Here is a 17,340-nt window from a genome sequence, read left to right as displayed (position 1 = left end):
TTAGATGCCCGCTGCAGCCTTAAGCTCGCTGACGCGGTTGGTCCGCTCCCAGGTAAACTCACGTTCTTCGCGGCCGAAGTGGCCGTTGGCTGCGGTCCTTGCGTAGATTGGCCGGCGCAGTTCCAGGTCACGAATAATAGCTAGGGGGCGCAGGTCAAAGACCTCGCGGATAGCGTGTTCGATGGTTGCTACCGATACCTTCTCGGTACCGAAAGTTTCGACGTAGATACCCACCGGAGCGGCCTGGCCGATAGCGTAGGCTACCTGGACCTCGGCGCGGTCCGCAAGACCGGCTGCCACGATGTTCTTGGCAACCCAGCGCATAGCGTAGGCAGCGGAGCGGTCAACCTTGGACGGGTCCTTGCCTGAGAAGGCACCGCCTCCGTGGCGTGCCATACCACCATAGGTATCGACAATAATTTTGCGGCCGGTTAGACCGGCATCGCCCACGGGGCCACCCTGAACGAAACGGCCAGCCGGGTTGATAATGAACTTTGCGTTTGAGGAATCACAGTCAAAAGAGGCCAGAACGGGTTCAATGACGTGCTCACGAATATCGGCATCGAGCTGAGCCAAATCGTAGTCTGCCGTGTGCTGGGTAGAAACCACCACGGTATCGACAGTGACGGGTTTGAAGTTATCGTCGTAACCGAGCGTTACCTGGGTCTTACCATCGGGGCGTAGATTAGGCAGAGTTCCCTCTTTGCGTACCTGTGTCAGTCGTTCGGCTAGACGGTGGGCCAGGTAGATAGGAGCGGGCATGAGAACATCGGTCTCCTTGGTCGCGTAGCCGAACATGATGCCCTGGTCTCCTGCGCCCTGTAGATCAAGGTCATCGGTTGCGGTTCCCTGGCGGGCCTCAAGAGAGTTGTAGACACCCGAATTGATATCGGGTGACTGCTCGCCGATGGAAACTGATACGCCACAGAACTCACCGTCAAACCCGTGGGTTGAGGAATTGTAACCAATTTTAAGAATGGTCTGACGGACAATCTGGGGAATATCGACGTAACCGTTGGTGGTCACTTCACCTGCAACGTGAACCTGGCCGGTGGTGACCAAGGTTTCTACAGCGACGTTAGAGAGCGGGTCAACGGTCAGCAGAGCATCCAGAATGGAGTCTGAAATCTGGTCGCAAATTTTGTCGGGGTGTCCTTCAGTGACGGACTCACTGGTAAACAAACGGAGATGGTTATTTTCAGTCACGGTTCTACTGTACTTCTCTCAATGAAAGCGGGCTATAAAGTTAACTACTGTTGGGTTTGTTGCGCGATATGAAGCAGAAGCGCACGAGCCACGTCTTCTTTAGTGCCTTGGGCGACCAAGTGCTCTCCCCCATCTTTGGGCAAAAGCGTAACTGTGTTATTATCTGCTCCGAAACCTAGCGTAGGGCTGACGGTGTTTACGGCCAGATAGTCGCACCCTTTTCGTGTCAGCTTTGCTTGACCGTACTCCAGCGGGGTAGCCGTGTCATCGCCGGTCTCGGCCGCAAACCCCACGATAGTCCTTGGTCCCCCCTCAGGATTGTTCTGGCGGTGCAGGACGATTTCACGCAGGATATCGGGATTACGCACTAGACGAATAACCGGATCGGCCAGCGGATCATCGGTCTTTTTAATCTTGGAGTCGGTGTAGTCTGCAGGCCTGAAATCAGCAACTGCTGCCGCCATGATTACCATATCCGACTCAGATAAGGCGTCGAATACAGCCCTGCGCATCTGCTCGGCGCTGGTGACAAGGGTCAGTTTATCTAGATCTGACGGTGGCCTGACTTCTAGGTTGGCTCCAATCAGATGAACCCTTGCCCCTAGGTCGGTTGCTACTTGGGCAAGAGCAACCCCTTGCTTACCCGATGAGCGGTTGCCCAAGAACCTGACCGGGTCTAGGGCCTCCCTTGTGCCACCTGCAGTAATCAGCAGCCTCTGCCCTGCAAGTGGCTTCGAGACAGTCTCAGCGCAGGAGCCCTGTTCCCGGCCCCAACCAAGGACAGCTAGGGCTTGAGCGTAAATTTCTTCAGGCTCAGGTAGTCTGCCAACCCCGGAATCTGGGCCGGTGAGCCGGCCAACAGCAGGCTCAATAAGCCGGTAGCCATAGGACCGAAGCGTGGCTACATTGGCCTGGGTGGCAGGGTGCTCCCACATCTGGGTGTGCATAGCGGGTGCCAGAATAACTGGGGCATGGGTGGTCAGAACTGTTGCCGACAGCAAATCGTTTGCCCGACCCGCTGCAAGGCGGGCCATCAAATCTGCTGTAGCCGGTGCAATAATCACTGCATCGGCCTGCTCAGCCTGGCGCACATGGTTGACCTCGGGCACTCGCTCAAATACGTCTACAGAGACAGGGTTACCGCTGAGAGCCTCGAGTGTGGGCTGCCCAATGAACTTGAGCGCGGCTTGGGTGGGGATAGCGATAACCTCATGGCCCGCTTTACCAAAAAGACGAAGGAGCATTGCTGCTTTATATGCAGCAATGCCCCCTCCAATGCCTATAACGACTCGCATCGGTGATGAGCTGCTAGGCCTGCTGAGTGCCATCTGCATCGACGTACTCTACAAAAGGTTCGTCGATGTAGAAGTCATTGCCGGGAAGGAAAGCGCTGGGCTCATCTTCGTGAATCAGGGTACCGTTTTCGTCGAACTGGCCGTCCTTGATGTGTCGTGACTCAATCAGGCCTTCGTTGATTTCACGCATAGCCACGGAAAGTGACTTTTCGTTGGGCTCAGAATCAACCAGAGGACCAACATGATCGTAGAGGTTCTCGTGAAGCTGAGAGTAGTAGGCGTTAATCTGGCGTGCACGGCGAGCACCAAAAATCACCAGACCGTACTTCGACTCAGCTTTTTGGATCAGAGCGTCTGCGCTGGGATTGATGATACCTTCATCGTTGTGTGCGTTTGCCACTTAAGACTCCATCTTGACTATGCTTGCTGGCCATCGAAAATAACGACGGCATAAAACTCTACCTATACTATCGGTCAACGGTTTTTTTGTCACGCAAAAGGGCGGCGTCTTAGGGTGATGTTCCCCTAGTCTGCCGCCCCGTGCCGTAAAACCTAACGCCCAATACCCATGAGCTTGATAATCTCTTCAGCCGCTTCGGCTACTGTCTCGTTAATGACAGTGTGGTCAAACTCGGGTTCAGCTGCTAATTCAATTTTGGCTGTTTCCAGGCGACTCTCTTGCTCCTGCGCTGATTCCGTTCCGCGACCAATCAGGCGGGCAACAAGCTCATCCCAACTGGGGGGAGCAAGAAAGATGAGCTGAGCTTCGGGCATGGCATTGCGGACCTGACGTGCCCCCTGCAAATCAATTTCTAGCAATACATGCTTACCCGCATCGAGCTGCTTCTGCACCATAGAACGAATCGTGCCGTACTTGTAGCTATTGTGAACGGTAGCCCACTCCAGCATCTGCCGGTTTTCAACCATGGAGCTGAACTCTTCGTCGGAGACAAAGTAGTAGTGGACACCGTCTTCTTCGCCGGGGCGGGGATCACGGGTCGTGGCAGAGACAGAGAACCAGACCTCCGGGTAATGCTCACGGATGTAAGCAGAAACCGTCCCTTTGCCGACGGCGGTAGGGCCAGCAAGTACGGTGAGCTGAGGTGTGGCTGTCTGTTCTGTCATGCGGTGTTCCCTATCGATCGAGAAGGTTAATAAGCGCCTTACGCTGGTGGATGCCAAGGCCACGCAAGCGACGGGAGGCGGCGATATTCAGGTCGTTCAAAATGTTTTCGGTCCGAACCTCACCCACGCCCGGTAGGGAGGTGAGCAAATCGGTCACCTTAAGTCTAGCGACTGCTTCATCGGTTTCAGCGCGCTTAAGGACCTCTGCAATGGTGATTTGCTTGGTCTTGACAGCATTCTTAATTTCTGCGCGGGTAACGCGAGCTTTCTTGGCCTTTTCGCGGGCGGCTGCGCGCTGTTCTTCGGTCAGAGGTTGTAGAGGCATAATCGTATCCTTCTGTGCGAGGTGCCGTTACCGGCAACGGGGGTTCATAAGGTGTTGGGTAGGGTGAATCTGAGCAGATGCTCATTTTTTTTGGGGGTGATACACGCCTACTGCGAACCAACATTTACAAATTAGCATGTCAGAGGCGATTATGGAAGATGTTACCCATGAGTAACACGAAACAATATAAAAAATGGTGGGAAATTGAATAATTCCCCACCATTTGTATGATTACTCTGCCTTGAGAAGCGCTTTGATCAATTCGTCTCGCGAACGTTCGGCGGCGTTTCTCAAAGATATAGCATCAGGTCCCGACACAAGTACACCGCGGCTCGAATTAACAAGCACTTGTTGTTTAACCCCGGTAAACACTTTATAAAGATCTAACGCACTTGCGCCCTGTGCACCATACCCAGGAGCAAGGATTGGCCCGTTGAAGCTGGCTAGGTCTATACCAAGCTCCTGAAGAGCTGGACCCACTGTTGCCCCGACCACCAAACCGCACGGCCCCATAACAGACCAGTGGCCTTGAGCGTTCTCCTGGTAAGCGGCATCGACAATTCCCTTAGCAACAGAGTGCTCCCCACCGATATGCTGAACAGTCTTGCCCTCAGGGTTAGATGTCAAAGCAAGAACAAAGACGCCGCGCGAGGTCTGCGCTGCCTGATCAAGAGCTGGCCGAAGCGATTCAAAGCCCAGGTAGGGGCTCAGAGTTACAGAGTCTGTTGCCAGAGGTGAACGCTCCCCCAGCCAGGCATCGGAATAAGCGGCCATAGTGGAGCCAATATCGCCGCGTTTGGCATCAGCAATAATCAGCACATCGGCATCAGCTGCCACCCGGTGCAGTTTTTCAAGTACGGCCAAGCCAGCAGATCCGTGGCGCTCAAATAGGGCAACCTGAGGCTTGAGCGCTGCTGAAACGGGCCCGCAAGCTTCAAGCACTGTCAAAGCAAAGGCCTCTAAGGACTCCGGGGTATCAGGCAGGTCCCAGGCAGAAAGCAAACCCGGGTGGGGATCAATCCCTACGCACAGAGGCCCGCGCGACTCCATAGCCGCTGCAAGGCGATCACCGAAACCTACCCGGGCACTCATGCCTGCTCCTGAGTCAGCGCGGCAGCAATGGAAGCGCCGTGTTCCTGTAGGCTCATGACGCCCCAGCTATACTCACGCAGAGCGTTGATACCCTGAACAGCAGCACCGAATTCTGAAACCGTGGTCATGACCGGGCAACCAACCGAGGTAGCAGCCGCACGAATCTCGTAGCCGTCGCCACGGGCCTGGCCACCGGAGGGAGTATTGAAAATCAGGTTGATTTCGCCATCACGAATCAAATCAACGATGGAACGCTCCCCCTCAGGTGTATCAGCGATCTTTGCAACAACTTGCGATTCAACACCGTTTCGTCGGAGCACCTCTGCGGTACCGCCTGTTGAAACAATCTCAAAGCCAAGCTGCTGAAGCATCTTGACGTAAATAATCGAGTTGCGCTTGTCGCGGTTAGCCACCGATACGAAGACCTTACCCTCAGTCGGTAGGCTGGAACCGGCTGCCTTCTCAGCCTTAGCGAAAGCGGTGTCAAAGAAGCGGTCCAGGCCCATAACCTCACCGGTAGAGCGCATCTCCGGGCCCAGCAGGGAATCAACAACGATACCTTCGGGGGTGCGGAAGCGACTGAAGGGGAGCACCGCTTCCTTGACAGCAATCGCGGTACCAGCGGGCAGTGAAGCTCCGTCCATGCTAGCGGGCAGGTAGCCCTCGGCCTTCAAGTCGGCAATGGTCTTACCTGCACCAATCAGAGCTGCGGCCTTAGCGAGCTGTACACCCGTTGCCTTTGAGACGAAAGGAACAGTGCGCGAAGCGCGGGGATTAGCTTCAATGACATAAAGAATCTCAGAAGCGACAGCGAACTGAATGTTAATCAGACCCCGTACACCAACACCCTGAGCGATTTTGAGGGTTGCCTCTTTGACCTGCTCAACAAGATCGGGGCCGAGCGTGATAGGCGGCAGGGCACAGGCCGAGTCACCGGAGTGAATACCGGCTTCTTCAATATGCTCCATGACCCCACCTAAGTAGAGCTCCCTTCCGTCATAGAGAGCATCAACGTCAATCTCGACAGCGTCCTCGAGGAACTTGTCGATGAGGGCAGGCTGAGAGGGCGAAATCTCGGTTGCATTTTCCAGGTAACGGGCCAGCTGTTCTTCACTGTAGACAATCTCCATGCCACGGCCACCCAAGACGTAGGATGGGCGAACCAGGACCGGGTAACCGATCTCGTCAGCAACCTTCTTGGCGTTCTCAAAGGTGAAAGCCATGCCGTTCTTGGGTGAAATCAGGCCGGCTTCTTCCAAGACGCGTGAGAACTCACCGCGGTCTTCGGCTAGGTCAATTGCCTCGGGCGAGGTACCCAGAATCGGAATACCAGCAGCCTTAAGCTCCTGAGCCAGCTTGAGCGGGGTCTGCCCACCGAGCTGAACAAAGACACCCATCAGGCCTCCAGTTCGGCGCTCTGCCTCAACAATCTCCAGGACGTCCTCTAGGGTGAGGGGCTCAAAGTAGAGGCGAGTGGAGACATCGTAGTCAGTGGAGACAGTCTCGGGGTTGCAGTTAACCATGACGGTCTCATAGCCGGCCTCACGCAGGACCAAGGAGGCATGCACGCAGGAGTAGTCGAACTCGATACCCTGGCCGATGCGGTTTGGCCCTGAACCAAGAATCATGATGGAGGGCTTCTCGTGGTGCGCTACCTCATCTTCAAGATCGTAGGAAGAGTAGTGATAGGGGGTAAAAGCCTCAAACTCAGCGGCGCAGGTATCTACAGTCTTGAAGACTGGGCGGATGTTGAGAGCATGGCGGATACCCCGAACCACTGCCTCGTTCATGCCCAGAATCTCACCGATTTGCGCGTCGGAGAAGCCATGTCGCTTAGCGAGGCGCAGGGTCCGCTCGCTGAGTGTCTTGGACTGGGCGATTTCAGCAGCCACCTCGTTCAGCAGAACCAGCTGGTCCAGGAACCAGGGGTCGATGGCCGTTGCTTGGTAGATCTGTTCAACGGTGGCACCTGCAAGCAGAGCTCGCTGGACCTGGAAGATACGCTCGGTGGTTGCCACCTTGCTACTTTCAATCAGCTCTGACAGCTCAGCAGAACTGAGCTGGGGCTGGTCAAAACGGAAGGTCGAGCCCTTTTGCTCCATGGAGCGCATAGCCTTTTGCAGAGCTTCAGTAAAGTTACGGCCCAGAGCCATAGCTTCTCCCACACTCTTCATGGTGGTAGTCAGAGTGGGGTCAGCCGCAGGGAACTTCTCAAAGGCAAATCGGGGAACCTTAACCACAACGTAGTCAAGGGTAGGTTCAAAGCTAGCCGGAGTCTTCTGGGTAATATCGTTGGGAATTTCGTCTAGGGTGTAGCCCAGCGAGAGCATGGTTGCGATCTTTGCGATGGGGAAACCGGTTGCCTTGGAGGCCAGAGCTGAAGAGCGCGACACACGGGGATTCATCTCAATGACGATGATACGGCCGGTAGCCGGGTCAATGGCGAACTGGATGTTGCAGCCACCGGTATCAACGCCCACCTCACGAATCACCTTGATAGCGATATCACGCAGGCGCTGGTACTCACGGTCGGTCAGAGTGAGGGCCGGGGCAACCGTGATGGAGTCACCGGTATGAACACCGACCGGATCAAAGTTTTCGATGGAACAGACGACAACCACGTTATCGTTCTTGTCCCGCATCATTTCCAGCTCGTATTCTTTCCAGCCCAGGATTGACTCTTCGAGCAGGACTTCGCTGGTGGGGCTGTATTGGATACCGGCACCGGCAATGCGGTGCAAGTCGGCCTCATTGTAGGCCATGCCGGAGCCAAGACCACCCATGGTGAAAGACGGGCGAACCACCATGGGATAGCCCAGTTCTTTGGCCGCTTCAAGGGCTTCCTCCATGGTGTGAACAATGACTGACCGGGCAGATTCGCCACCAGCACGTTCGACGACCCCCTTGAAGGCTTCTCGGTCTTCACCCAGGTTGATGGCCTCGATGTTTGCACCGATAAGCTCAACACCATACTTATCCAGGATTCCCTGTTCATCGAGAGAGATAGCCGCGTTCAAGGCGGTCTGGCCACCCAGGGTAGGCAGGATTGCGTCGGGCTTTTCCTTGGCAATGATTTTTTCAATGACTTCTGGGGTAATCGGTTCTATGTAGGTGGCATCGGCGAACTCGGGGTCGGTCATGATGGTGGCCGGGTTGGAGTTGACCAAAATGACGCGTACACCTTCATCTTTGAGCACGCGGAGGGCCTGTGTACCTGAGTAGTCGAATTCGGCGGCCTGACCGATAACGATGGGGCCTGAACCGATGACCAGAATTGATGTGAGATCGTGACGCTTGGGCATGGTTCTTTTCCTTAGTTCTTCTTTTCGAGCATGAGATCAATGAAACGGTCAAAAAGGTAGGCCGAATCGTGCGGGCCAGCCGCGGCTTCTGGGTGGTATTGAACCGAGAAGGCCGGGATGTCGAGGCAACGCAGACCTTCTACGACCTGATCGTTGAGGCCGATATGAGAGACCTCTACACGACCAAACTCTGAGTTGGGGGCGGTCACAGGGCCATCAAGCGGTGCATCAACAGCGAAACCGTGGTTCTGGGCAGTAATCTCTACCTTGCCCGTGGTGCGGTCAAGCACGGGCTGGTTAATGCCACGGTGGCCAAAAGGTAGCTTGTAGGTGCCAAAGCCCAGGGCACGGCCCAGCAACTGGTTGCCGAAGCAGATTCCGAAGAAGGGAGTGCCGGTTCGCAGGATGTCCTGGAGCAGTTCAACCTGCTGGTCGGCTGTCGAGGGATCACCTGGGCCGTTGGAGAAAAAGACACCGTCAGGTCTCAAGCCCTTGATTTCTTCAAGTGTTGCGGATGCAGGAAGGACATGAACACGCACACCGCGCTCTGCGAAGCGCTGAGGAGTCATGGCCTTAATCCCAAGGTCAAGAGCAAGCAGAGTGGCCCGCACAGGGCCGTCCCAGCCCCAGTCAGCCGGTTCAACAGTGTAGGCGGCCTCAACGGAGACGCAATCTGCCAGCTTCTGCCCCTTCATGGGCGCGGCTTCTTTGACCTTTTCAAGCAGTTCAGAAACAGGCTGTTCTGCATGGCTACCGGTAAAGATACCGGCCCGCATGGCACCGGCGCTGCGCAGGTGACGGGTCAGAGCGCGGGTGTCGATGCCCTGAATACCCACGATGCCCTGCTCAATCAGTTCTTCATCCAGAGAACGCTCGGAACGCCAGTTGGAAGGGCGACGAGCCGCATCACGAACCGCGTAGCCGGCAACCCAGATACGTCGAGATTCAGCGTCTTGCCTGTTGACACCCGTATTACCGATGTGGGGGGCGGTCTGGATAACGATCTGCCCTGCGTAGGAGGGGTCGGTGAGGGTTTCCTGGTAGCCGGTCATGCCGGTAGAGAAAACTGCCTCGCCCAGAGTAGAACCTATAGCTCCGTAGCTTTCACCACGGTAGACGGTGCCGTCTTCAAGGACGAGAACGGCGGTTTGGGGGGTACTGGCTTGCTGAGACAAATTCACACTTCCTCTTGATCTTGGTCGGTTAGGCCGCAGTTAGCGGCTAAGAGTTGAGACAGGGCAATCGGGCAGGGTTGTGGATGCCTGCGGCGCGATAGCCCGGATAGCGGAGAGCAAAGATTGCTTATCGATGGCAAACTGAGTGCGGAAGCCGGTATCGACTGCGTTTCCGTTCAAGGACCAGGACACCATGACCAGGCCGTCCTTTTCAACGAACTTGCCGCTCATACCTGACTCTGTTCTCACGGCAATAATGTCGGTCGCGGGAATCCAGATATCTTCGGCACCATCACGTGCAATAATCAGTGCATCGTCAAAGACAAAGAAAGTTCCTGCTGCCTTGACTCCCAGGGTTTGGGTAGCGATTCTATCGAGCCAGTCCCCCATGATCGTGGTGGCAATGTAAACACCGGGGACGGCCAGGACGGATTCGGCATCGTCGTAGTGGGCTGGTACGGGGGGCAACTCCCCCACCTGTACCTGCCGCTTTTGACGACTTTTCCAGCCTGCCCGCATTGCCCAGAAAATAAGGAGGCAGAGGAGGGCCAGAATGAGGGTGGGGATGAGCTTTTCCTGCACGGGGTTCTCTAATCTGTGGTTGGTGCCCAAATTAGGCAGCGGGAACGGGGGAATTGAGTTTGCCATCAAGCACGGTGGGGTGGCCGCTGTAGAAAGTGGCAACAACCATGCCGGGGACTTCGAGACCGCGGTAGGGGTTATTTTTACCCTTGGTTGCCTGAGCCTGCGGGTCAATCAGGCGGGTCGCTGCGGGGTCAACCAGAACTAGGTTTGCTGGTTCTCCGGCTTCTAGGGGGCGTCCCTGCTGGTTGGCTAGACCAATTTCAGCAGGCTTGGTGCTCATGATTCGGGCGACATCAGCCCACCTGATGTACCCGGTGTCGACCAGGGTTTTCTGCACGATGGAGAGAGCTTGTTCAAGCCCGGTCATCCCGTTAGCTGCACATGCCCACTCACAGTCCTTGCTTTCTGCCGGGTGCGGGGCATGGTCAGTACCGATGATGTCAATAATCCCATCGGCAACTGCCTGGCGCAGGGCCAGAACGTCCTCTTCGGTCCGTAAGGGTGGGTTGACCTTATAGACGGGGTCGTAGGTTCTCACCAGCTCATCGGTTAGCAGTAGGTGGTGGGGGGTTGCCTCTGCGGTGACGTTAATTCCCCGTTCTTTGGCCCAGCGGATGATTTCTACCGAGCCCTTGGTGGAGAGATGGCAGATATGCAGACGCGAACCAACGTGATCTGCAAGTAGTACATCGCGGGCAATGATAGATTCCTCAGCTACCGCGGGCCAGCCAGCCAAGCCTAGCTCAGCTGATACCTTGCCCTCGTTCATCTGGGCGCCTTGGGTCAGGCGCGGCTCCTGGGCGTGCTGGGCAATGACACCGTTGAATGTCTTGACGTATTCCAGGGCGCGGCGCATCAAGGCCGGGTCCCATACGCACATGCCATCATCCGAGAAGACGCGTACCTGAGCACGTGAATCTGCCATAGCACCAATTTCTGAGAGCCGCTCTCCTGCCAGGCCTACGGTGACGGCACCGATAGGTTGAACGTGAACCCAACCCGATTCGCGGCCCAGCTCATAGACCTGCTCGACAACACCAGCGGTATCGGCTACAGGCTTAGAGTTAGCCATTGCAAAGACTGAGGTGTAACCGCCCAGAGCTGCCGCACGGCTGCCGGTTTCTACGGTTTCTGCGTCCTCTTGGCCGGGTTCACGAAGGTGGGTGTGTAAATCGACCAGGCCGGGCAGAGCGATGAGCCCCTTAGCCTCAATGATTTGAGCTTCAGCGGCTTGAAGGTTCTCCCCCACTTCAGCAATCTTCCCGCCGCGAATGAGAATGTCGGCGGTCTTTTCACCGAGCAGTGATGCTCCCTTGATGAGATAAAGATGAGAGGTCATAGTGTTCTCTTTTCCTTGCGGGGTTAGGAACCCGAGTAGAAGTCAGCGGATGAGCCACCGGTCATGAGTAGATAGAGCACGGCCATACGGACCGATACGCCGTTAGTGACTTGGCGCAGCACCCAGGAGCGGGGTGAATCAGCTGCTTGGGCACAAATCTCTAGACCTCGGTTCATGGGGCCGGGGTGCAGAATTGCGGTTTCATGGCTAGCGCTATCAAGCCTGATAAAGCGTTCAGGGGTAAGCCCCCAGCGGCGGGAATATTCTTGGCTGGAGGGGAAGAAAGCGTCGTTCATACGCTCTTTTTGGATGCGCAACATCATGATGGCATCAAGGCCTGACTCAATCGCATCGTCAAGGTCGTAGTAAACTTCTGCTGGCCAATGTTTGATTTCCACCGGTAGCAGGGTCGGTGGTGCGACAAACTTAACGGTTGCACCTAAGGTGTGAAGTAGCCAGAGGTTGGAGCGGGCTACACGGGAGTGCAGGATATCGCCCACAATGGCGATCCGCATGCCCTCAAGGGTGAGTCCTCGGGTCTCGCGCCCCTCAACACGGGCCTTGAACTGCCGGAGAGTCATAGCATCGAGCAGAGCCTGAGTGGGGTGGGCGTGGGTTCCATCACCGGCGTTGAGAACAGGCACATCAATCCAACCGGCTTGGGCTAAACGCTGGGGTGCCCCGGAGGCACTGTGCCGGATAACAACTGCATCAGCCTTGATAGCCGCTAAGGTCTGAGCAGTGTCTTTAAGAGATTCGCCCTTGGAAACAGAAGACCCTTTGGCGGAAAAATTGATGATATCTGCAGAGAGCCGCTTCTCTGCTGCCTCAAATGAGAGGCGGGTGCGGGTGGAGTCCTCGAAGAAAAGATTAACAACGGTTCTGCCTTGAAGGACGGGCAGTTTTTTGACCTCGCGCTGGCCGATTTCACCCATGTAATCGGCGGTGTCGAGAATATCGAGAGCTTCTGGCAGGCTCAGGTCTTGGGTATCCAGTAGGTGTTTCATGCACCAGCCCCCTGTTTGGTTGATGCCTTCTGAATAATCACTACTCGGTCGCTGATAGCGTCTATGCTCTCCAAGAGGACTTTGACGGATTCGCCGGAGCTGGTGGGCAGGTTCTTTCCCACATGGTCAGCCCGGATAGGTAGTTGCCTGTGGCCCCGGTCCACGAGAACGGCTAACCGAACTACCGCTGGGCGACCGTAATCTTTGAGGGCATCGAGAGCGGACCGAATGGTCCGCCCTGAGTAGAGGACATCGTCGACCAATACCACATTCTTGCCGTCAATCCCGGCAGCCGGTAGGCGCGTTGGCTGTGGGGTTCGCCCGGGCATAGACCTGAGATCATCACGGTACATGGTGATATCGAGTTGGCCGAGCGAAAGGGCTGGATTAAAGCCGGAATCAGTCTGCGCTATCTTAGCGGCGATCCTTTCGGCAAGAGGATATCCTCGGCGTGGAATACCCAGCAGAACCAGATTTTCACTGCCCTTGTTGGCTTCCAAAATTTCGTGTGCAATGCGCGTGAGCGCACGCTCTATGTCGGCTTGCTCCAGAATCACTCTCTGGTGTTCTGGGTCTGAAGATACACCGGTGGTATCCATCATGTGCCGGCCTCCTTCCCCGCCTCACAGGACGGACTTAAAGGTTGCTGTCGCACTTCAATTTACCATGTCAGGTTACCCGGTGGTATGAGGGCCACAAAAATATTACGTACTGGACGCACCTTATCGCTGTGCAGTCCCAAGGCCCGAAGGCAAAATCCCCACCTGCTCAATGAGCGGGTGGGGATAAAAAGTAGGAACTATGCCAGAAGGGTCGGCTTAACCTGGCGCAAACGATCCAACAAACCGTTGACAAATTTGGGTGAGTCATCGGTTGAGAGGAGCCTTACCAGGCCGGTGGCCTCTGAGATAGCTACCGCATCGGGAATCTCATCATTGTAGAGAAGCTCCCAGGCACCAAGTTGTAGGGCAACACGGTCAACACTGGGCATGCGGTCCATAGTCCAGTCCTGCGAATAGGTTTCAATGTACTCCCGAATTTCTTCGGCGTGGTCACGGACACCGCGAACCACCTGCTCGGAGTACAGGGAAATCTGTGCTGAGGTATGCATACGTCGACGGGTAAGAACATCAAGGATGTCATCGCCACGCTGGTCAGCTTCAAACAGGACTTCGAGGGCACGAAGTCTAGCTTTGGTTCTTGAATTCACGGTACTTAGTCGTTGACGCGACCCAGGTATTCACCAGTACGGGTGTCAACCTTGACCTTTGTACCGGTCTCAAGGAAGAGAGGAACCTGAATCTCAGCGCCGGTTTCAACGGTTGCAGGCTTGGTGCCACCGGTTGAACGGTCACCCTGCAGGCCGGGTTCGGTGTAGGTAATTTCGAGGACTACAGATGCGGGCAGTTCAATGTACAGAGGTGAACCCTCGTACATGGCAATAGTAGCTGTCTGGTTTTCCAGCATGAACTTAGCGGCATCGCCCACGGTAATCTCAGAAACATTGATCTGATCGTAGGTCTTGAGGTCCATGAAGACATAGTCAGTACCGTCCTGGTAAAGGTACTGGTAGTCTGAACGGTCAACGGTTGCAGTCTCAACCTTGGCACCTGCGTTGAAAGTCTTATCAACTACCTTGCCGCTGGTGACGTTGCGTAGCTTGGTACGGACGAAGGCACCACCCTTGCCGGGCTTTACGTGCTGGAACTCGATAACGGACCAGAGATTGCCATCAATTTTCAGAACGACACCGTTCTTGATATCTGCGGTAGTAGCCAACAGACTCTCCTCTAATAAATAATTTTTCAATAAGCGTTGCGGGTTAAACCGTAGACCAGTCTACCGCTTCCCCCGGGTGATTGTGCGATTACTTGGCGAGTTTCACACCGTCTGGGCTTCTGCTATAGCGGCTATGCCGCGACCTCTTGGTAGGTCATGAAGAGAATTGAGTCATCGGGAACTTCGTAGATACGGGGCCTAGCCAGCCCTTCAAGCACCACAAACCGCAGAAGACTACCGCGAGCCTTTTTATCTCGGCGCATAGTTTCTAGTAGCTTTGTCCAGCGATCGGCCGGGTAAGTGATCGGCAGATTGAGAGACTGACAGATCGCGCGTGTACGCTCCACCGTTGCCTCGTCCAAGTAGCCGGCAGCCAGTGACAGCTCAGCAGCAAAGACCATGCCAACTGCTACCGCAGCACCGTGACGCCACTGGTAGCGTTCAGCATGTTCAATAGCGTGGCCCAGAGTGTGCCCGTAGTTGAGGAACTCACGGCGGCCACTTTCTTTCAGGTCTTCAGAGACAATCTCGGCCTTGACCCTAATTGACCGCTCAATAAGTTCACGTACCACATGGGACTGAGAATCACGGACCTTGGAGGGGTTCTGCTCAATCAGATCGAGAATAACCGGGTCGGCAATAAAACCACACTTGACGACCTCCGCCATACCGGTCAATAGCTCATGCTCCGGCAAAGTTCGTAAGACACCCAGCTCGCAGAGCACAGCTGCCGGCGGGTGGAAAGCACCCACCAGGTTTTTTCCCTCGGCAGTGTTAATGCCGGTTTTCCCCCCGACGGCAGCATCCACCATGCCCAGTAGAGTTGTTGGGATGTGGATAACGCGTACTCCACGCAACCAGGTGGCAGCAACAAAGCCAGCCAGGTCCGTGACCGCCCCACCACCGACTGCAATCACCGCGTCGCTGCGGGTAAAGTCGTTCTGCCCCAATACCTGCCAGCAGAAAGCCGCAACCTGAATGTGTTTGCCCTCTTCAGCATCGGGAATTTCAGCCGAAAAAGCTTCAAAGCTGGCTCTACGCATCTGATCCATGACAAGCTCACCGGTCGAGCGGAGTGCTCTGGGATGAATCACCAAAATCCGCCGCGTACGTTGTCCTAGAATCTCGGGGATTTGTCCGAGCAGATCATGGCCAACCAATACCCGGTAGTTTTCGCTCGGCTGTGAACCTGTTACCGGAATGACGGTTGTCTCTCTTGTAGTCATGCTCCACCTTTTCGGGTTGTGATGATGAAGTTCTGTATCTCGGCGGTCATAGCGGTGATACTTCTGCCGCCTCTGGCATCGAGCGTATAACTGGCTAGAGACTCATAGCGTTCCCTCCGCGACTCGAAAATTTCCGACCATTTTTCCACAGGATTAGGTTGCAAGAGGGGCCTGGTCTTGCTGTTTTGGATACGCGGTGCCACAGTTTCTGCATCGACCTTGATATACACCACAGTCTGGTTCTTTAGAATCTCAGCGACGGCGTCAGTCATAGGTGCTCCCCCGCCCAGAGAAAAAATGGTGTTTCGTCGGGCAGGGGAAGCCAGGACTTCTTCAATGACAGCGGCTTCAATTTTACGGAATTCAGTTTCGCCGTAGTCTCCGAAAATCTGTGAAATCTTTCCGTACTTCTCGACAATCAGATGGTCTGAATCAAGGAACTCGTAACCGTAAAAGCGAGACAAGTGGGTGCCAATATAGGACTTACCAGCAGCCATGGGGCCAATCAAGACAACGGGGCGGGACTTTTCGATATAGGTTTCTTGAACCTCTCGTACCTGGTTAGGAGCCAGAACCTCAGTCATATCGATCGCGTGGGTACGGGACCGGGAGGGCATGGTTACTTGCTCCACCCTGCTACCTTAGATTCCCAAGCCAGCGACTTAGGAATAGCCGTCAGGTAGGCATCCAGGTTGCGCCTGGTCTCGGTAATGTTATCGCCCCCAAACTTCTCGAGAGCGGCATCGGCAAGCACCAGCGCTACCATAGCTTCGGCAACCACGCCTGCGGCGGGAACAGCACACACGTCAGAACGCTGATGGTGCGCCTTTGCTACTTGGCCGGTTGAGGTATCAATAGTCGCCAGAGCCTTGGGCACGGTTGCAATTGGTTTCATAGCCGCACGAACGCGCAAGAGGTCGCCAATGGTCATGCCGCCTTCAATACCGCCGGCCTTGTTAGAAGCACGCTGGACTCCTGCATCACCCGGAAGGATTTCATCGTGCGCCTGAGTGCCAGGCCTGCGGGCAGTTTCAAAACCGTCACCGACTTCAACACCCTTGATAGCCTGAATCCCCATCAGAGCTGCGGCTAGACGTGCATCCAGACGACGGTCCCAGTGCACGTAAGAACCCAGTCCAGGGGGCAAGCCGTAGGCCAGTACCTCAACAACCCCGCCCAGGGTCTCACCATCTTTGTGGGCCTTATCAATACATGCCACCATAGCCTCAGAGGTTGCGGCATCGAAACAGCGAAGCGGATCAGCGTCCAAGGCCTGCACATCGCGCGGGGTGGGGCGAGCAGCATCTGCGGGGGCCTCTACCCCAGCTATCGCTGTAGTGTGACTGACTAGCTCAACATCAAGAGCCTTCAAAATCTGAGAGGCAACTACTCCAAGGGCAACGCGGGTTGCGGTCTCGCGGGCACTAGCGCGTTCAAGCACCGGGCGAGCCTCATCGAAGCCATACTTTTGCATACCGGCAAAATCTGCGTGGCCGGGGCGGGGGCGGGTCAGAGCCGCGTTGCGAGCACGGCCTTCAAGCAGTGCGGGGTCTACCGGGTCAGAAGACATGACATCGACCCACTTAGGCCACTCGGTATTGGCTATCTCAAGCGCTACGGGTCCGCCCTGGGTCTTGCCGTGGCGAACACCGCCCAGGATACGCACAGCATCTTCCTCAAACTTCATTCGTGCGCCACGACCGTAACCGAGCCTGCGACGGGCCAGAGCGTCGCGCACCATCTGGCTGGTCAGCTCAAGACCGGCAGGGACACCTTCGATAATTCCGACCAATGCTTGGCCGTGTGATTCACCGGCTGTTAGCCAACGCAACATCTCTAACCTTCTTTATCATTACCTGTGGGTCTACTGTCTAAGATTTCCAA

The 17,340-nt window shown here is 55.6% G+C and carries 17 protein-coding genes; all 17 read right to left on the bottom strand.

Going from position 1 to position 17,340, the window contains the following annotated elements; translation table 11 throughout:
- Positions 1 to 1,206, bottom strand: a complete 1,206-nt coding sequence (metK, locus tag ACN080_RS05335) for a methionine adenosyltransferase (protein WP_419099664.1) — start codon at positions 1,204 to 1,206, stop codon at positions 1 to 3.
- Positions 1,207 to 1,250: 44 nt separating this feature from the next.
- The gene (gene coaBC / locus ACN080_RS05330) at positions 1,251 to 2,501 is read right to left on the bottom strand and encodes a bifunctional phosphopantothenoylcysteine decarboxylase/phosphopantothenate--cysteine ligase CoaBC (RefSeq protein ID WP_419110691.1); all 1,251 of its coding nucleotides are present in this window, start codon (positions 2,499 to 2,501) and stop codon (positions 1,251 to 1,253) included.
- A 13-nt stretch (positions 2,502 to 2,514) separates the two neighbouring features.
- Positions 2,515 to 2,901 (bottom strand): DNA-directed RNA polymerase subunit omega, encoded by a 387-nt coding sequence (gene rpoZ, locus ACN080_RS05325; protein ID WP_419099662.1) that lies wholly within the window; start codon positions 2,899 to 2,901, stop codon positions 2,515 to 2,517.
- Positions 2,902 to 3,053: 152 nt separating this feature from the next.
- Positions 3,054 to 3,626: a guanylate kinase gene (gene gmk, locus ACN080_RS05320; protein WP_419099661.1), complete on the bottom strand. Its 573-nt coding sequence runs from the start codon at positions 3,624 to 3,626 to the stop codon at positions 3,054 to 3,056.
- Between the two features lie 10 nt (positions 3,627 to 3,636).
- Positions 3,637 to 3,951, bottom strand: coding sequence for an integration host factor, actinobacterial type (mihF, locus tag ACN080_RS05315; RefSeq protein ID WP_419099660.1), 315 nt, complete (start codon positions 3,949 to 3,951; stop codon positions 3,637 to 3,639).
- Positions 3,952 to 4,182: 231 nt separating this feature from the next.
- The gene (gene pyrF / locus ACN080_RS05310; protein WP_419104524.1) at positions 4,183 to 5,043 is read right to left on the bottom strand and encodes an orotidine-5'-phosphate decarboxylase; all 861 of its coding nucleotides are present in this window, start codon (positions 5,041 to 5,043) and stop codon (positions 4,183 to 4,185) included.
- Positions 5,040 to 8,345 carry a carbamoyl-phosphate synthase large subunit gene (gene carB / locus ACN080_RS05305; protein WP_419113235.1) on the bottom strand — a complete coding sequence of 1,102 codons (3,306 nt, stop codon included), beginning with the start codon at positions 8,343 to 8,345 and terminating at the stop codon, positions 5,040 to 5,042. Before carB ends, pyrF begins: the two co-directional genes overlap by 4 nt.
- Positions 8,346 to 8,356: 11 nt before the next feature.
- Positions 8,357 to 9,526 carry a glutamine-hydrolyzing carbamoyl-phosphate synthase small subunit gene (gene carA, locus ACN080_RS05300; protein ID WP_419113234.1) on the bottom strand — a complete coding sequence of 390 codons (1,170 nt, stop codon included), beginning with the start codon at positions 9,524 to 9,526 and terminating at the stop codon, positions 8,357 to 8,359.
- 33 nt (positions 9,527 to 9,559) lie between these two features.
- Positions 9,560 to 10,102 (bottom strand): hypothetical protein, encoded by a 543-nt coding sequence (locus tag ACN080_RS05295; RefSeq protein ID WP_419113233.1) that lies wholly within the window; start codon positions 10,100 to 10,102, stop codon positions 9,560 to 9,562.
- Positions 10,103 to 10,133: 31 nt separating this feature from the next.
- Positions 10,134 to 11,444 carry a dihydroorotase gene (locus tag ACN080_RS05290; RefSeq protein ID WP_419099655.1) on the bottom strand — a complete coding sequence of 437 codons (1,311 nt, stop codon included), beginning with the start codon at positions 11,442 to 11,444 and terminating at the stop codon, positions 10,134 to 10,136.
- Positions 11,445 to 11,467: 23 nt separating this feature from the next.
- Positions 11,468 to 12,451 (bottom strand): aspartate carbamoyltransferase catalytic subunit, encoded by a 984-nt coding sequence (locus ACN080_RS05285; protein WP_419113232.1) that lies wholly within the window; start codon positions 12,449 to 12,451, stop codon positions 11,468 to 11,470.
- Complete coding sequence (gene pyrR / locus ACN080_RS05280; RefSeq protein ID WP_419099653.1) at positions 12,448 to 13,053, bottom strand: bifunctional pyr operon transcriptional regulator/uracil phosphoribosyltransferase PyrR; 606 nt, start codon at positions 13,051 to 13,053, stop codon at positions 12,448 to 12,450. The genes ACN080_RS05285 and pyrR overlap by 4 nt, the downstream gene beginning before the upstream one ends.
- 197 nt (positions 13,054 to 13,250) lie before the next feature.
- Positions 13,251 to 13,661 (bottom strand): transcription antitermination factor NusB, encoded by a 411-nt coding sequence (gene nusB / locus ACN080_RS05275; protein ID WP_419099652.1) that lies wholly within the window; start codon positions 13,659 to 13,661, stop codon positions 13,251 to 13,253.
- Between the two features lie 5 nt (positions 13,662 to 13,666).
- The gene (efp, locus tag ACN080_RS05270; protein ID WP_419099651.1) at positions 13,667 to 14,230 is read right to left on the bottom strand and encodes an elongation factor P; all 564 of its coding nucleotides are present in this window, start codon (positions 14,228 to 14,230) and stop codon (positions 13,667 to 13,669) included.
- 131 nt (positions 14,231 to 14,361) lie between these two features.
- Positions 14,362 to 15,456 (bottom strand): 3-dehydroquinate synthase, encoded by a 1,095-nt coding sequence (aroB, locus tag ACN080_RS05265; protein WP_419113231.1) that lies wholly within the window; start codon positions 15,454 to 15,456, stop codon positions 14,362 to 14,364.
- Entirely contained in the window at positions 15,453 to 16,088 is a 636-nt protein-coding gene (locus ACN080_RS05260; RefSeq protein ID WP_419113230.1) for a shikimate kinase, read from the bottom strand. The genes aroB and ACN080_RS05260 overlap by 4 nt, the downstream gene beginning before the upstream one ends.
- Positions 16,076 to 17,290, bottom strand: coding sequence for a chorismate synthase (gene aroC / locus ACN080_RS05255; RefSeq protein WP_419113229.1), 1,215 nt, complete (start codon positions 17,288 to 17,290; stop codon positions 16,076 to 16,078). The genes ACN080_RS05260 and aroC overlap by 13 nt, the downstream gene beginning before the upstream one ends.
- Between the last annotated feature and the right edge of the window lie 50 nt (positions 17,291 to 17,340).

This window comes from Rothia sp. CCM 9416, from assembly GCF_048513535.1.
Taxonomy (GTDB): domain Bacteria; phylum Actinomycetota; class Actinomycetes; order Actinomycetales; family Micrococcaceae; genus Rothia.
Note: the sequence above shows the minus strand (reverse complement) of the source record. Positions and strands in the feature narration are given on the sequence as shown.

Coding starts and splice junctions, on each gene's coding strand:
- coaBC (WP_419110691.1), bottom strand. CDS start 2,501: ATGCGAGTCGTTATAGGCATTGGAGGGGGCATTGCTGCATATAAAGCA.
- pyrF (WP_419104524.1), bottom strand. CDS start 5,043: ATGAGTGCCCGGGTAGGTTTCGGTGATCGCCTTGCAGCGGCTATGGAG.
- carB (WP_419113235.1), bottom strand. CDS start 8,345: ATGCCCAAGCGTCACGATCTCACATCAATTCTGGTCATCGGTTCAGGC.
- aroB (WP_419113231.1), bottom strand. CDS start 15,456: ATGACTACAAGAGAGACAACCGTCATTCCGGTAACAGGTTCACAGCCG.
- ACN080_RS05290 (WP_419099655.1), bottom strand. CDS start 11,444: ATGACCTCTCATCTTTATCTCATCAAGGGAGCATCACTGCTCGGTGAA.
- pyrR (WP_419099653.1), bottom strand. CDS start 13,053: ATGATGGATACCACCGGTGTATCTTCAGACCCAGAACACCAGAGAGTG.
- gmk (WP_419099661.1), bottom strand. CDS start 3,626: ATGACAGAACAGACAGCCACACCTCAGCTCACCGTACTTGCTGGCCCT.
- ACN080_RS05285 (WP_419113232.1), bottom strand. CDS start 12,451: ATGAAACACCTACTGGATACCCAAGACCTGAGCCTGCCAGAAGCTCTC.
- mihF (WP_419099660.1), bottom strand. CDS start 3,951: ATGCCTCTACAACCTCTGACCGAAGAACAGCGCGCAGCCGCCCGCGAA.
- aroC (WP_419113229.1), bottom strand. CDS start 17,290: ATGTTGCGTTGGCTAACAGCCGGTGAATCACACGGCCAAGCATTGGTC.